Source organism: Rosenbergiella nectarea (assembly GCF_900111105.1).
Lineage (GTDB): Bacteria > Pseudomonadota > Gammaproteobacteria > Enterobacterales > Enterobacteriaceae > Rosenbergiella > Rosenbergiella nectarea.
Window position 1 is genome coordinate 242,561 of the sequence record NZ_FOGC01000002.1, and the last position, 13,936, is coordinate 256,496.

Sequence of the window (13,936 nt, forward strand, 5' to 3'; positions counted from 1 at the left end):
ATTATTTAATAATAAAAATCATTCCAGATATTGAATGTAATTGTTAATCATTCTTAGTCCGCATTACTCGCTTCGCCTTCAACTCGGGCAGAGGAGCAATTTTTATCCCAGACGAGGTCATTGGGTAATACCGAACAATAGGGAAATCGTGTAAACTAACGGCAATTGTCTCTAATGAGTGCTCAAGTACTCGCGAACATCAGGAATTAAAGTTAAAAGCATGTCTACAGAACGCCTTCTGCAAGAAGTCGCCCTTCGGCGCACTTTCGCTATCATTTCACACCCTGATGCAGGTAAAACCACTATTACTGAAAAAGTCCTGCTATTTGGGCAAGCTATTCAGACTGCAGGAACAGTTAAAGGACGCGGTTCAAATCAACACGCGAAATCTGACTGGATGGAAATGGAAAAACAGAGAGGGATTTCTATTACGACCTCTGTGATGCAGTTTCCTTACCATGACAAACTTGTCAATCTTCTCGATACCCCAGGCCACGAAGACTTCTCGGAAGATACTTACCGAACCTTGACGGCGGTCGACTGCTGCTTAATGGTTATCGACGCGGCAAAAGGGGTAGAGGATCGTACCCGTAAATTGATGGAAGTGACTCGTTTACGCGATACGCCAATTCTCACCTTTATGAACAAATTGGACCGTGATATCCGTGATCCAATGGAAGTGCTCGATGAAGTTGAAAGCGAATTAAAAATCGCTTGTGCACCGATTACTTGGCCAATTGGTTGTGGAAAGCTGTTTAAAGGCGTTTACCATCTCTATGATGACGAAGTCATTTTGTATCAATCAGGTAAAGGTCATACGATTCAAGAAGTCCGTAAAATTAAAGGGTTGAATAACCCAGAGGTCGATGCAGCGATTGGTGAAGAACTGGCAGGTCAGTTACGGGATGAGCTGGAGCTGGTTCAGGGAGCATCCCACGAATTTGATCGTGAATTGTTTTTAAAGGGTAAACTTAGCCCGGTATTTTTTGGTACCGCACTGGGTAACTTTGGCGTTGATCATATGCTAGATGGTTTAGTCGACTGGGCACCTTCTCCAATGCCACGTTCTACAGACCAACGACAAGTTATTGCGGAAGAAGAGAAGTTCTCTGGTTTTGTATTTAAAATCCAAGCGAATATGGATCCTAAACACCGTGACCGTGTTGCCTTTATGCGTATCGTCTCTGGCAAGTACGAGAAAGGCATGAAAATGTACCAAGTTCGCACGGGGAAAGATGTCGTGATCTCTGACGCGTTAACCTTTATGGCAGGCGATCGCGCTCACGTTGAAGAGGCGTGGCCCGGCGATATCATTGGTTTGCACAACCACGGCACGATTCAGATTGGTGACTCGTTTACGCAAGGCGAGAAAATGAAGTTCACGGGCATTCCTAACTTTGCCCCGGAATTATTCCGCCGTATTCGTCTACGCGATCCCTTAAAGCAAAAACAATTGCTTAAAGGGCTGGTCCAGTTATCTGAAGAAGGTGCGGTACAGGTTTTCCGTCCGATCAGTAACAATGATCTAATCGTCGGTGCGGTTGGGGTCCTGCAGTTTGATGTGGTCGTGGCACGACTAAAATCAGAATATAACGTTGAAGCGATTTACGAATCGATTAACGTGTCGACCGCACGCTGGGTGGAAGGTAATGACGTTAAAAAATTCGACGAATTCCAGCGGAAAAATGAAGTCAATCTTGCCTTGGATGGAGGGGATAACCTTACCTACATCGCGCCGACCATGGTAAATCTTAATATTACCCAAGAACGTTACCCAGACGTTATTTTCCGTAAAACCCGCGAACACTAACCGTCATCAACCCACCATCAAGGTGGGTTTTTTATCTCACCAGTCAGTTAAATCTTAAAACCGTACAAAAAATCTAAACTCTACTATTCTTATTACAATAACGATTAAAGGAAAAAATAATACTTTTTCAGCGAACGGCTAAAGAGTCGCCCCTGAGAAAAAAATGTTATGAAAGTGAAATTAACGCTTAAAACAGTCGTGCTAACGATGTTGGGATTTAGCACTCTGGTCAGTGTAGGAGTTACCGCAGAACAGAATCATTCATTAGTGAGCCAATCTGTTAATCACGTTGGCCATTATTTTAGTGATACCGCGGTAACGGCTAAAGTCAAAGCCGCTATTTTAGACGATAAAGAGATTCAAGTCGCTTCTTTATCCGTGAATACTGAACAAGGAAAGGTAACGGTCAGTGGTTTTGTGTCGACTATGGAAGATAAAGATCATCTCCGGTTACTGGTTCAGAAAATACCTGGTGTCGAAACGTTGGACAACCAATTGCGCGTACGTCGCTCAAAAGAGAGTTCAGTCAAAGTTTACGCCAGCGATGTTGCGACAACGAGTGAAGCCATAATGCGCCTTTTTGCAGATAAACAGATCACGACTCGTCATCTTCATGTGGCGACGAGACACGGTGAAGTTTTTCTTACTGGCGCTGTGCCTACCCACTCTGAAAAGCAGCAAGCAGAAACGCTGGTTAACGCAATTTCAGGTGTCCATAAAGTAAAAAACGAGCTGAAGGTTGAACGCTGATCTGTCTAAGGCTGAGTAATTATATCCATCATGTGCTGTTGAGCAGATAAACGTTATTAAGGAGTAGCTTATGTTTCGTTGGGGAATTATCTTTCTAGTTGTCGCATTGATTGCTGCCGCACTCGGTTTTGGTTCTTTAGCCGGTACCGCTGCATGGGCCGCGAAAATTGTTTTCGTAGTGGGTATTATCTTATTCCTAGTCAGCCTCTTTACAGGACGTAAGAAGTTATAGTGCCCGTACCATGAATTTCGCTAGCAAGGATGCTGGCATACTCTTCTATTACCTATGCCTTATATTGACACGCATTGCCATTTTAATTTCCCAATCTTTGCGCAACACCTCACGCGAAGCCTTGGCGCCATTCGTCAAGCGCAGCTACAGGCTATCGTCACGCCTGCGACACAGGCTGATGATTTTAATTCTATCCTAAGTCTTGCTCGTTCAACGCCCGAAATCTTTCCCGCGCTAGGTCTGCATCCTTTGTGGACAGCCCAGCACCACGACGAAGATTTAGACCGGTTGAGGCACTTATTGGATAACCATGACGACATAGTCGCAATAGGTGAAATCGGTGTAGATTTTTATACCGCCGAACTGGCGGCATTAGCGCCACGGCAATGGGAAATCTTATCGGTACAACTGCGATTAGCTAAAGAGTACAGCCTTCCTGTTATTCTCCACTCCCGTAAAAGCCATGATCCATTATCGAAAGTACTCAAGGACGCTGCGCTTCCCGCCGCTGGCGTAATCCATGGCTTCACAGGAAGCTACCAACAAGCAAAACGTTTTATCGACTTGGGGTTTTATCTTGGGGTGGGGGGTAGTATTAGCTACCCACGTGCGAATAAAACGCGAGAGGCATTGGCGAGAGTTCCGCTAGAGCAGTTGGTGCTCGAGACCGACGCACCGGATATGCCGCTCAACGGTTATCAAGGCGAAGTCAATCGACCTGAACGAGTCGTCACGGTCTGCCAAATACTGGCGGAATTGAGAGGCGAATCGGTCGAGAAGATTCGAGATTGTGTCTGGCAAAATAGTTTGTGTTTGTTCCCCAAATTATCGGCGGTATTATCCTAATTATTAAGGTGAGATGATACATCTTGCTAATAGCTCACACTAAATTATTAACAGTTTGGTATAATTGCCAAAACATTAAGATTGAGTAACGGATAATGACTGATTTAACCCAGACCGCTAAATTTGCTTTAGGGCTGATGGATTTAACCACGCTAAATGACGATGATACCGAGCAAAAAGTGATAGCTCTGTGTCAGCAGGCCAAAAGCACCATGGGGAATACCGCTGCAGTATGTATCTACCCACAATTTATTGCGACGGCGCGACAGACGTTACAGTTGCAAGAAACTCCTGACATTAAAATCGCGACTGTCACCAATTTTCCACATGGTAATGCCGATATCACCGTTGCGGTAGCTGAAACCCGTGCGGCGATTGCGAGCGGTGCTGATGAGGTAGATGTTGTTTTCCCTTGGCGCGCGCTGCAAGCAGGTGATGCGGATATCGGGTTCGCCTTAGTCAGCGAGTGTAAAGCTGTTTGCGCATTGAGTGGCGTATTACTGAAAGTCATTATTGAAAGCGGTGAGTTAAAGCAAGACGAACTCATTCGCCAAGCCAGCGAAATTGCAATCGATGCCGGTGCCGACTTTATTAAGACATCAACGGGTAAAGTGCCGGTTAACGCCACGCTTGACGCTGCGCGCATTATGCTTGAAGTGATCCGCGATAAAAATAAAGCGGATAGCGTAGGATTTAAAGCGGCAGGCGGGGTACGCACCACCGAAGAGGCCGCAGCTTATTTGGCGCTAGCCGCCGAGGTGTTAGGCCCGGATTGGGCAGATAAGCGACACTTTCGTTTTGGCGCATCAGGCCTGTTAAGTAGTTTACTGGCGACCTGCGGTGAAGGTGAACAAGACCTGCAAGCGAAATATTGAGACTCAAACCGATAATCGGTGCATACTGTTCTGATCGATAATTTTTTATCTCACTGGCCTTATTAAGGAGATGAGTATGAAACGTGCCTTTGTAATGGTTCTCGATTCATTCGGAATTGGTGCCAGCCAAGATGCGGAAAAATTTGGTGATAAAGGGTCAGATACCTTTGGCCATATTGCTGAAGCCTGTTTACAAGGATTAGCCGATCAGGGTCGAAAAGGGCCCCTGACCTTGCCTAACTTAACCTCGCTTGGATTGGTAAAGGCCGCAGAGATTTCAACAGGGAAAATCGCGGCGGGAATGGATGGCGATGCTGAGGTAATAGGCGCTTACGCGAGTGCGCAAGAACTCTCCTCAGGCAAAGATACCCCTTCCGGGCACTGGGAAATCGCTGGTGTGCCGGTGCTGTTCGATTGGGGCTACTTCCCTGAAAAACAGAACTCCTTTCCAGAAACGCTGTTAAAGCAGTTGGTGGAAGAGGCGGAATTACCGGGCTATTTGGGCAACTGTCATTCATCCGGCACCGTGATTTTAGATGCGCTAGGTGAAGAACATATGCGCTCAGGTAAACCGATCTTTTATACCTCGGCAGACTCTGTATTCCAGATTGCCTGCCACGAAGAGACGTTCGGCCTAGAGCGCTTGTATCAATTATGCGAAATCGCTCGTAAATTGTTAACCGATGGTGGCTACAACATCGGGCGGGTCATTGCGCGTCCCTTTATCGGCGATAAAGCAGGGCATTTCGAGCGTACCGGTAATCGCCACGACTTAGCGGTGGAGCCACCTTCACCTACGGTTCTTGCCAAGCTTAAACAGGCTGGGGGTGAGGTGGTTTCCGTAGGTAAAATCGCAGATATTTATGCCGAACAAGGTATTACTAAGAAAGTGAAAGCTACGGGATTAGACGCTTTATTTGATGCAACAATCAAAGAGATGCAACTGGCACCCGATAACAGCATAGTCTTTACCAACTTTGTCGACTTCGATTCCAGTTGGGGTCACCGTCGAGATGTGCCAGGTTATGCCGGGGGCTTAGAGTTATTCGACCGTCGTCTACCGGAGCTGATGGCTCAAGTGAAGGAGGGGGATATCCTAATCCTTACGGCGGATCACGGTTGTGATCCAACTTGGTCAGGGACGGACCATACCCGTGAACATATCCCAGTGTTGACCTATGGTCCAGGTGTGGAACCCGGATCCTTAGGTCAGCGTGAGACCTTTGCCGATATCGGGCAAACCTTAGCGAAATTTTTTGAGCTAGAACTGATGCAATACGGTAAAGCATTATTTTAATATTGATCGGCTGGCTTATAAGCCCACCGATAACGTGAAAGGAAGAGATAAAGATGGCTACTCCACATATTAATGCAGAAATGGGTGATTTCGCTGACGTCGTATTGATGCCAGGCGACCCGTTACGTGCGAAGTTTATCGCAGAAAACTTCCTTGAAAATGCGGTAGAAGTAAACAATGTTCGCGGCATGCTGGGTTTTACCGGCACCTATAAAGGACGCAAAATTTCAGTGATGGGACATGGAATGGGTATCCCATCTTGTTCAATCTATACGAAAGAGCTGATCACCGAGTTTGGTGTGAAGAAAATTATTCGCGTCGGCTCCTGCGGTGCGGTATTACCACAGATTAAACTGCGTGATGTTGTGATTGGTCTTGGAGCCAGTACGGACTCAAAAGTGAACCGTATGCGCTTTAAAGATCACGACTTTGCGGCCATAGCCGATTTCGATATGGTCAACAATGCCGTAACAGCGGCCAAGGCCTTGGGCATAGAGGCAAAAGTGGGGAATATCTTCTCTGCGGATCTGTTTTACTCTCCTCAGCCTGAAATGTTTGACGTGATGGAAAAATATGGCATTTTAGGGGTGGAAATGGAAGCGGCCGGTATCTATGGGGTTGCGGCGGAATTTGGTGCGAAAGCGTTGGCAATTTGCACGGTTTCAGACCATATCCGTACCCATGAGCAAACTACTGCTGAAGAGCGTCAAACCACCTTCAACGATATGATTAAGATTGCTCTGGAATCCGTGTTACTGGGTGACTAATTCTCTAGCAAACCCCTATCATCGTTAGACATAAGAGCGCTTCTGGCGCTCTTATTTGTTATCAAATGACACACTTTATTTAGTCTCCGAAGCGAATGTTACTGGCGCTGAGGTTGAATCCCATTATTATAGGCGTTGAAATTTTGTGGCCCTCCAATAGTAGTTGTCGATGAATCTGCGTAATTTTGAAACTGAAAAAAAATTATTTACCCGTCGAGCGCTGGTAGCGTTAGGCTTTGTCTGCCTTTGCTTTACCATTCTTGGTATCAATCTCTGGCATTTACAGATTCAGCAACACGCTTATTACCAAACACGCTCTAATGCCAACGATATCAAAATGATCCCCATTGCGCCCACGCGCGGGATGATTTATGACCGCAACGGTATCCCACTGGTTCAGAACGTCACGCAGTACGATCTTCAGTTAACGCCTTACAACATCAGCAATATGCAGGACACGTTGGATCAACTCGCGCCCATTATTGATCTTACGGCGGAAGATGTTGCAGATTTCAAAAAGCGCCTTAAATCGACAAGTCGCTACAAGCCGATTGTCGTAAAAGAAGAGTTGAGTGAGGAGGAGATTGCTCGCTTTTCTGTCAATGAATACCGTTTCCCCGGGGTGAGTATTAACTCGTTCCAAGATCGATTTTACCCTTATGGTGCCTCACTGGCGCATGTCGTGGGTTATGTGTCGAAAATCAACGACCGCGATGCTCAACGACTGAATGCAGAGGGCGTTGGAGAAAACTACGCCGCCGACCATAATATCGGTAAGCAGGGCATTGAAGGATATTATGAATCAGCATTACACGGTAAAACCGGTTATCAAGAGGTTGAGGTGGATAACCACGGTCGCATAATCCGTGTGTTGAATGAAGTTCCGCCGACAGCGGGAAAGAATATCTGGCTAACCCTGGATTTACATCTACAACAATATGTTGAAAGTCAGTTAGTCGGGCAGCGTGCAGCGGTATTAGTAGAAGACCCGCACGATGGCTCCGTTTTAGCGATGGTCTCAAGCCCCAGTTATGATCCAAACCCATTTGTTAAAGGGATAAGCTACCAGTCTTACAAACAACTCTTGCAAGATAAAGACTTGCCGCTAATTAACCGTGTAACCCAGGGGCTTTATCCTCCAGCCTCAACGGTAAAACCCTATATGGCAATGTCTGCGCTGTTAAATAATGTCATCACGCCACAGACCAGTTTCTTTGGTGCGCCGACGTGGACGCTGCCCGGTACCGACCGCCGCTACCGTGACTGGAAAAAAACCGGTCATGGAATGTTGAATGTCACGCGGGCAATTGAGGAGTCAGCAGATACCTTCTTCTATCAAGTCGCCTACATGATGGGTATCGATCGAATACACCATATGTTGAGCCAATTTGGTTACGGCAAGTTATCCGGTATTGACCTCAATGAAGAGTATCGCGGTCTACTCCCGAGCCGCGAATGGAAACTACAAGCACGTAAAAAAGCGTGGTACCAAGGTGATACTATCTCGGTCGGTATCGGACAAGGGTATTGGATTGCCACACCGATCCAAATGGAGAAGGCTCTAGTCACGCTATTGAATAACGGTAAAGTGATGCTCCCTCACTTACTGCAAAAACAACAATTGGGTAATCAAGTCGAGCCTTACAAGGCCCCGGAACAATTCACTCAAGTGGGGGCGGCCGATTCTCCTTACTGGGGACTTGTGCGACGGGCGATGTTCGGTATGGCGAATGCCCCGAACGGGACAGGTTACAAATACTTCCATACCGCTCCATATGGTATTGCGGCAAAAAGTGGAACCTCTCAGGTCTTTAGCTTGCGTCAAAACCAAGTCTATAATGCCAAAATGATCCCCGTGCGATTACGTGACCATATTTTTTATACGGCATTTGCCCCGTTCGATGATCCTAAAGTCGCCGTGACCTTGATCTTGGAAAATGGCGGAAGTGATGGCGTTGTCGCGGCGCCGGTAATGCGCAAAATACTGGATCATATCATGTTGCCACATGACTCGGACGCGAGTTTAACTCCTGGTCAAGGCGTCCCCGCGATGCTCCCGGTAGAAAGCGCGCATCCGGGCGCAATTTTGGCGACGCCTACCGAGCCGGTCACCACTGCAACGCCGAAACCAGCGATAGCCCAGCCAAGATGAGGGCAAACCCAACAAGTTGTCGTAAAGTTGAGCAAACGGATTTAATTTTAAGAAAGAGTGTTGACGAGACAGCGTGAATAAGGTTTAATGCGCCCCGTTGCCCGAATAGCTCAGTCGGTAGAGCAGGGGATTGAAAATCCCCGTGTCCTTGGTTCGATTCCGAGTTCGGGCACCACTATTCAAAAGCCTCGCAGAAATGCGGGGCTTTGTCGTGTCTAGCCGTAGACCATCATCTAGTTCATCCACTCCCCCCTCGCAGTCAGCAGAGGATTAATGATTTCGCGTAAAATAAGGTCATACCCTCCAGCTTGCAGAGGATTATCCTATCCAGTATGCTCTGTAGCAAGGTGATGGTGTTCCACCTTTCCCAACTGCCAAGATTCCTTTGGATGATGACACCTGATATATAACTTTATTCAAACTAGTGGCTTATATGTCAGGGTAAATAATGAAAAAAACAGTGCAGTTGTCCCCCTCTACTTGGTTTATATCCTCTTTCAAAACTCAATTCAGCATGGTGTGCCAGCTATTGTTAAATGTAGAAATAGCCCCTTCCTGCGTCGCTAACACACCGCATTCACGTTTTCGAGTTGGAGTATAAGATGTTCAAATCACTATTAGCCGTTATTGTCGGTGGCTCATTAGGCTGCATTATTCGTTGGTTATTAACACTAAGATTAAACAGCTTATTTCCTAATTTACCACCAGGAACCTTAGTGGTTAATCTACTAGGCGGGTTTATTATTGGTGGGGCAACGGCATATTTTCTTCGTCAACCACAACTTGATCCTTACTGGAAAGTGCTCATCACGACTGGGCTATGTGGCGGCATGACGACGTTCTCCACATTTTCTGTGGAAGTTTTTTCTCAGTTACAAGTTGGAAACTATCTGTGGGCAATAGGGTCAATACTGGTACATGTATTGGGTTCATTGTTGATGACGGCATTAGGATTTTTAGTGGTAACAGCCATGAGTTAATATTCTACAAATTGAAATGGACTTAAATAATGGATGTTTTTTCGTTAAAGGATATGTAGAGGGAAAGGTACGATGACAAAGTACAGAATAGGGATTGATGGCGGCGGCACACATTGTCGCGGACGTTTAGTGGATAATCAAGGTAATCTCCTCGCTGAATGTAGCGGCGGTACCGGAAACGTTTATAGTCACTATGAATCAGCATTAAGTGAAATCGAAAAGGTTATCACAGAGCTTTATACCCTCGCAAATTTGACAGTGGATGAGTATGGTAATAGCGTCTTGGTAGCCGGTCTGGCAGGGGCAAATGTACCGAGTGTGATACAGCGGCTCACAGAATGGTGTATACCCAACTTACAACATAAAATTGTTTCAGATGTCGAGACAGCGTGTTTTGGAGCACATCAAGGAGAGGCGGGGGCAATATTCATCTGCGGAACGGGAAGCCAAGGGGCAATATGGGACGGCCAGCGCTTTAAGCTTATGGGGGGCTGGGGATTTATGTTATCGGACCTTGCATCAGGGGCTAGCTTGGGGCAAAAAGCACTTCGCAGGGTACTTTTGGCGCATGAAGGTATTATCGAAAATAGTCCATGTATGAATCACATCATGAGCAGCTTTCAGGATAGCCCAGAGCAGATGCTACTGTGGACCCAAAAAGCGCAGCCCAGAGATTGGGCTCACTACGCGAAGGTCATTTTCGATTATGCAAAGCGAGATGATTGCAACGCATTATGCTTAGTTAAACAGTGTGCGGCAGAAGCAGAAACAATGATCCAGGCCTTGATTCATACTTCGCGAAGCGATATCGCGCTATTCGGAGGTATTGCTGCGCCTATTACTCCTTGGCTATCTGATGAGATACGCGAGCGGTTAATCGAACCCAAAGGGGATGCTTTAGACGGGGCAATTTTGCTTGGTAAGCGATGGTGGGGCTAGGAATGATCTCAATTAGTGGTTTCGAAAATAAAAAGCAAGGTTGAATTTCACTCAATTGACCCTAAAAACAGTACCAAGATATAGATTATAGCCCCTTTTAAATCAATGATTTAGTCTAGCTGTGTCTCACTTGAGTAATTCGCCGATATAAAAAAATTGAAAAATTATGGGAAAAATTTAAGTGTAATTTCCTTAAATTGACTGAGTTATCATTAAGTTATTGTGAGTGTCTTTACATTCGGACTTATAAACTCCTATACTTGACAGAATAATAGCGAGAAATGCGTGACTGGTGGCATACTACACTTCAGCAATAAGCCACAGTTCTAGAATTCGTACAGTATTGGACTATACTTAACGCGTAGTGAGTTGTTTAGTTATACTCCAATGTAAGGAGGTTTATTTGTATATTTCTGATGAAGTAAAGCGTAATGAATTGATTGGTGAAGTCACCATCCGCCTTATCTTCAACAGGGAAGAAGTCACCACGGACAATTTAGTTAGTGAACTGAAGTCGATGGCCGAAAATGAAACTGATGAGGTCCGTTTGCTACTAATGCACGAGGTAAGACGCTGGCTACTCGGTTATTTAGGCTTAGGATGCTTAACACCGGAGCGAGCAGGGTGGTTGGATAAACTGGACTCTGTATCACTGAGATCACCGGCAGATTTACGATTGGTGGTTTCTCGCGATGATGATTAACCGTCACCATTAGGGCTTGCAAAGTCATTGCAGGCCCTTTTATCCTTCAAATGTCTCTTCTTTTGTAAAGAATCACTTAATACACCAATTTAATTAATCTTATCTGTACAATTGCAGCCAAATTGTTTATTTTGTAGGTAATAGTTAGGGTCCTATGAATAGACAAGGAGCTAGAAATGCGTCAGCAGAGCAACGAATCTTTTCTTGCCAAGCAAAATAACTCTTTTTCAATGATTGAAAACTTATCTGATGATCAACTGATGGGTATGCTTATCGTTGAGCTACTCGAATCAGGCAAAAGTCTTAATCGTAAAAGCATTTGTGCAAAGCTCATGAACTGTATAGAGCTTGCCGAAAATGATGACCAGATCAAACGCTATCAAGATTTGATGCTAATGGTACTTGAAAGAGAATTGAACTAATGGTCAACGAGAGCGGCTTTACTCGAAAATGTATGGATGACATCATAGGAGAAGCCGTAATCACTTTGTTGAAGTCGGGTGGTGCGATAACGACTTCAACATTACTTAGCCAGTTAACGGATATGGCTAAAGTCTCTGCAAATCAGGAAAGGAAAGAGGCTTGTTTACAATCTATAGTAGAGGTTAAACAAAGTATCTCTAAAAACTACCAAGCACGTAGTCAATTTCTTCGTAATCAAAGTTCGCTCTTCGAAAGCGGCAACAACTTACACCGCTATGACACTAAACATTGATCTTTTTTTAGGAGAAACACCTCCTAAGCCCTTAAACACGCTCACAGACTGTGCTGATTACCGTTTGATGAGTCGTCCAACCTTGGCGGTAGATTTTATTATAAATATTGACAATCGTTTTGAAAAAGAGAAAAGAATTCTAGGAAGAACTGTTAAAAAATTATTAGTGGAGACGGGTGTAATTAGCAATAAGGCAATCATTATCAGTTTAGTTAGACAACTTGAGTTGTCTTATGATTTTGATAAAACGCTTATTCTACGCAATGCGCTTGAAATCATTGTTGGTATCACACCAGACGATATTGTATAAATATCATCAATCCATAATATTCCAATCTACCTCCCTCAGCAGCACATCCCCCTTGAACTATTTGATTATCTATTACTTACCTAATGATTAGTTATGCTTGATCATGTAAAACTCCATTGTAAAAAGTAAGTTTTTAAATTTCATTGTTCAAATAAACTTTAAATATCGCTATTTTTGAAATAGCGATCTTTTATTTTTTTCAGTATTATTAAAAAATTATATTTGAATAGTGCAAGATAAAATATCTAGAGTAAAATATCGTTATTCCACTTTTGCAATTAGGCATGTTTTACTAAATGCATTTTACAGCGTTTGAAAATCGATATACTATGTCGTGCAAAGCAAAGAACCAGTTAAATATAAGTTTTGTAGAAAATATTATTAGGCTCATATAATAAATTTTTACTTTATAACTATAATTCAAAATGATAGTTATGATGAATAATTAATAAAGTAATTTAATGGGTTGGTTAAATGAAAATAAATAATTTGGAAGCGATGTATAAAGGTTGGTTTGTGGGAGATTTTATACCTTCGATTTATTCAACATCTGATATAGAGATAGCCGTCAAATATTATGATTGCGGCGATTATGAAGAAAGCCATACGCATAAAATTGCTACAGAACTCACTGTAATAATAGAGGGCGAAGCTAAAATGAATGATACCATCTTCAGAAAAGGAGATATTATTACTCTTTTACCTGGTGACGAGACTGATTTTTATGCATTATCAAAGGTGACAACTGTTGTTGTAAAATACCCGAGTGTTAAAAACGATAAATACATAAGTGAAAAATAACTATGCTAAATATTGTAATCCCCATGGCTGGCGAGGGAAGTCGGTTCAAAGTGGCCGGTTATTCCGATCCCAAACCAATGATTAAATTAAATAACAAAAGAATGATTGAATTGGTAATTAATAACATCAAGCCAAATCGAGATCATAGGTTTATATTTATTTGTCAATCACAACATTTGAATGATACCGAATTGGAGCAGGTGCTTAGAAGATCCAGTAGCGATTGTATTATTCTTTCAGTTGATAAAAAAACAGGCGGAGCAGCAGAAACTGTGTTGAAAGCTGAAGAATACATCAGCGATGAGGCTGGGTTGATGATAGCAAATTGTGACCAATGGATCGATGTAGATATTAACGATTACTTAGGCACAGCCGATGGTGAGAATGTTGATGGGATGATAATGACTATGACAGCGAACGATGAAAAGTGGTCATTCTTACGGCTAGATGAAAGCAACAGGGTAGTAGAGGTTAGAGAAAAAGAAGTTATTTCCAATGAAGCATCAGTCGGTATCTATAACTTTAAAAGAGGTAAGGATTTCTGCTCCGCAGCGAGAAGAATGATAAAGGAAGATAATCGTTCTATGGGCGAGTATTACGTTGCTCCTGTCTACAATTATCTGATTAAAGAAAATTCAGCAGTAATCGGTCACTATAACATAGGTGAAGAATTCAAGGGTATGTATGGTTTGGGCGTGCCTAAAGACCTTGAGTGTTTCATGAAAAATGATCTGCTAATTAAAGCTACTAACTTTTGAA

General features: G+C 43.9%; 15 protein-coding genes, 1 tRNA gene and 1 riboswitch. All 16 genes read left to right on the plus strand.

Annotated elements, in window-relative coordinates:
- The first annotated feature begins 220 nt into the window (after positions 1 to 220).
- The 16 genes from prfC to BMX14_RS04080 all read left to right on the plus strand — a co-directional run bounded on the left by prfC (position 221) and on the right by BMX14_RS04080 (position 13,935).
- Positions 221 to 1,810, plus strand: a complete 1,590-nt coding sequence (prfC, locus tag BMX14_RS04000) for a peptide chain release factor 3 (RefSeq protein ID WP_092673127.1) — start codon at positions 221 to 223, stop codon at positions 1,808 to 1,810.
- 168 nt (positions 1,811 to 1,978) lie between these two features.
- A complete protein-coding gene (locus BMX14_RS04005; protein WP_092673130.1) occupies positions 1,979 to 2,560 on the plus strand; it encodes a BON domain-containing protein in 582 nt (193 codons plus the stop codon).
- A gap of 70 nt (positions 2,561 to 2,630) precedes the next feature.
- Positions 2,631 to 2,792 (plus strand): DUF1328 domain-containing protein, encoded by a 162-nt coding sequence (locus tag BMX14_RS04010; protein ID WP_092673132.1) that lies wholly within the window; start codon positions 2,631 to 2,633, stop codon positions 2,790 to 2,792.
- 54 nt (positions 2,793 to 2,846) lie between these two features.
- Positions 2,847 to 3,638, plus strand: a complete 792-nt coding sequence (locus BMX14_RS04015) for a TatD family hydrolase (protein ID WP_092673135.1) — start codon at positions 2,847 to 2,849, stop codon at positions 3,636 to 3,638.
- Positions 3,639 to 3,733: 95 nt separating this feature from the next.
- On the plus strand, positions 3,734 to 4,513 hold the full coding sequence (deoC, locus tag BMX14_RS04020) for a deoxyribose-phosphate aldolase (protein WP_092673138.1): 780 nt from the start codon (positions 3,734 to 3,736) through the stop codon (positions 4,511 to 4,513).
- Positions 4,514 to 4,589: 76 nt separating this feature from the next.
- On the plus strand, positions 4,590 to 5,810 hold the full coding sequence (gene deoB, locus BMX14_RS04025) for a phosphopentomutase (protein WP_092673141.1): 1,221 nt from the start codon (positions 4,590 to 4,592) through the stop codon (positions 5,808 to 5,810).
- A gap of 53 nt (positions 5,811 to 5,863) precedes the next feature.
- Positions 5,864 to 6,577, plus strand: a complete 714-nt coding sequence (gene deoD / locus BMX14_RS04030) for a purine-nucleoside phosphorylase (RefSeq protein WP_092673144.1) — start codon at positions 5,864 to 5,866, stop codon at positions 6,575 to 6,577.
- A 169-nt stretch (positions 6,578 to 6,746) separates the two neighbouring features.
- Entirely contained in the window at positions 6,747 to 8,729 is a 1,983-nt protein-coding gene (gene mrdA / locus BMX14_RS04035; RefSeq protein ID WP_092673147.1) for a penicillin-binding protein 2, read from the plus strand.
- Positions 8,730 to 8,828: 99 nt separating this feature from the next.
- Positions 8,829 to 8,904: transfer RNA gene (locus tag BMX14_RS04040), tRNA-Phe, on the plus strand.
- 162 nt (positions 8,905 to 9,066) lie between these two features.
- Positions 9,067 to 9,138: riboswitch (Fluoride riboswitch) on the plus strand.
- Positions 9,139 to 9,331: 193 nt separating this feature from the next.
- A complete protein-coding gene (gene crcB / locus BMX14_RS04045) occupies positions 9,332 to 9,709 on the plus strand; it encodes a fluoride efflux transporter CrcB (RefSeq protein WP_092673150.1) in 378 nt (125 codons plus the stop codon).
- A gap of 72 nt (positions 9,710 to 9,781) precedes the next feature.
- The gene (locus tag BMX14_RS04050; protein WP_092673153.1) at positions 9,782 to 10,648 is read left to right on the plus strand and encodes a BadF/BadG/BcrA/BcrD ATPase family protein; all 867 of its coding nucleotides are present in this window, start codon (positions 9,782 to 9,784) and stop codon (positions 10,646 to 10,648) included.
- A 403-nt stretch (positions 10,649 to 11,051) separates the two neighbouring features.
- Positions 11,052 to 11,351: a hypothetical protein gene (locus BMX14_RS04055; RefSeq protein WP_092673156.1), complete on the plus strand. Its 300-nt coding sequence runs from the start codon at positions 11,052 to 11,054 to the stop codon at positions 11,349 to 11,351.
- Positions 11,352 to 11,527: 176 nt separating this feature from the next.
- Positions 11,528 to 11,773 carry a biofilm development regulator YmgB/AriR family protein gene (locus BMX14_RS04060; RefSeq protein WP_092673159.1) on the plus strand — a complete coding sequence of 82 codons (246 nt, stop codon included), beginning with the start codon at positions 11,528 to 11,530 and terminating at the stop codon, positions 11,771 to 11,773.
- Positions 11,774 to 12,049: 276 nt separating this feature from the next.
- Positions 12,050 to 12,376 (plus strand): biofilm development regulator YmgB/AriR family protein, encoded by a 327-nt coding sequence (locus tag BMX14_RS04070; protein WP_092673165.1) that lies wholly within the window; start codon positions 12,050 to 12,052, stop codon positions 12,374 to 12,376.
- Between the two features lie 474 nt (positions 12,377 to 12,850).
- Complete coding sequence (locus tag BMX14_RS04075; RefSeq protein WP_092673168.1) at positions 12,851 to 13,177, plus strand: cupin domain-containing protein; 327 nt, start codon at positions 12,851 to 12,853, stop codon at positions 13,175 to 13,177.
- Between the two features lie 2 nt (positions 13,178 to 13,179).
- The gene (locus BMX14_RS04080; protein WP_092673171.1) at positions 13,180 to 13,935 is read left to right on the plus strand and encodes a glycosyltransferase family 2 protein; all 756 of its coding nucleotides are present in this window, start codon (positions 13,180 to 13,182) and stop codon (positions 13,933 to 13,935) included.
- The last annotated feature ends 1 nt before the right edge of the window (position 13,936 follow it).

Bases quoted from the DNA above. Each gene is read 5' to 3' on its own strand.
- deoC (WP_092673138.1), top strand. From the start codon at position 3,734: ATGACTGATTTAACCCAGACCGCTAAATTTGCTTTAGGGCTGATGGAT.
- BMX14_RS04060 (WP_092673159.1), top strand. From the start codon at position 11,528: ATGCGTCAGCAGAGCAACGAATCTTTTCTTGCCAAGCAAAATAACTCT.
- BMX14_RS04015 (WP_092673135.1), top strand. From the start codon at position 2,847: ATGCCTTATATTGACACGCATTGCCATTTTAATTTCCCAATCTTTGCG.
- prfC (WP_092673127.1), top strand. From the start codon at position 221: ATGTCTACAGAACGCCTTCTGCAAGAAGTCGCCCTTCGGCGCACTTTC.
- BMX14_RS04080 (WP_092673171.1), top strand. From the start codon at position 13,180: ATGCTAAATATTGTAATCCCCATGGCTGGCGAGGGAAGTCGGTTCAAA.
- BMX14_RS04010 (WP_092673132.1), top strand. From the start codon at position 2,631: ATGTTTCGTTGGGGAATTATCTTTCTAGTTGTCGCATTGATTGCTGCC.
- BMX14_RS04050 (WP_092673153.1), top strand. From the start codon at position 9,782: ATGACAAAGTACAGAATAGGGATTGATGGCGGCGGCACACATTGTCGC.
- mrdA (WP_092673147.1), top strand. From the start codon at position 6,747: ATGAATCTGCGTAATTTTGAAACTGAAAAAAAATTATTTACCCGTCGA.
- BMX14_RS04005 (WP_092673130.1), top strand. From the start codon at position 1,979: ATGAAAGTGAAATTAACGCTTAAAACAGTCGTGCTAACGATGTTGGGA.
- deoB (WP_092673141.1), top strand. From the start codon at position 4,590: ATGAAACGTGCCTTTGTAATGGTTCTCGATTCATTCGGAATTGGTGCC.
- BMX14_RS04075 (WP_092673168.1), top strand. From the start codon at position 12,851: ATGAAAATAAATAATTTGGAAGCGATGTATAAAGGTTGGTTTGTGGGA.
- deoD (WP_092673144.1), top strand. From the start codon at position 5,864: ATGGCTACTCCACATATTAATGCAGAAATGGGTGATTTCGCTGACGTC.
- crcB (WP_092673150.1), top strand. From the start codon at position 9,332: ATGTTCAAATCACTATTAGCCGTTATTGTCGGTGGCTCATTAGGCTGC.
- BMX14_RS04070 (WP_092673165.1), top strand. From the start codon at position 12,050: ATGACACTAAACATTGATCTTTTTTTAGGAGAAACACCTCCTAAGCCC.